Origin of the sequence: Pseudomonas sp. SIMBA_068, assembly GCF_046534705.1 — a bacterium.
Taxonomy (GTDB): domain Bacteria; phylum Pseudomonadota; class Gammaproteobacteria; order Pseudomonadales; family Pseudomonadaceae; genus Aquipseudomonas; species Aquipseudomonas putida.
Map to the genome: position 1 here is coordinate 1 of NZ_JAWRYI010000881.1, position 259 is coordinate 259.

The 259-nt window shown below is 56.8% G+C and carries 1 protein-coding gene; it reads left to right on the forward strand.

Annotated elements, in window-relative coordinates; all coding sequences use genetic code 11:
• A partial coding sequence (tatB, locus tag SB756_RS31895; RefSeq protein ID WP_410913477.1) for a Sec-independent protein translocase protein TatB occupies positions 1-259 on the forward strand: 259 nt, incomplete at both ends.

Genomic DNA, 259 nt, shown 5'->3' on the forward strand with positions numbered 1-259 from the left:
GTGTTCGTGATCGGGCTGATTGTACTCGGCCCGCAACGTTTACCGGTTGCGGTGAAAACCGTGGTCGGCTGGATCAGGGCGATTCGTTCGCTGGCAGCCAATGTACAACATGAACTGGCGCAGGAGCTCAAGCTGCAGGAGTTGCAGGAGAGCCTGAAAAAGGTGGAAGAAGCGGGCCGTGGCACGCTCTCACCCGAGCTGAAAGAGTCGATGGAAGAGCTGCGTAAAACTGCGGATTCAATGAAACGCTCGGTCAGTC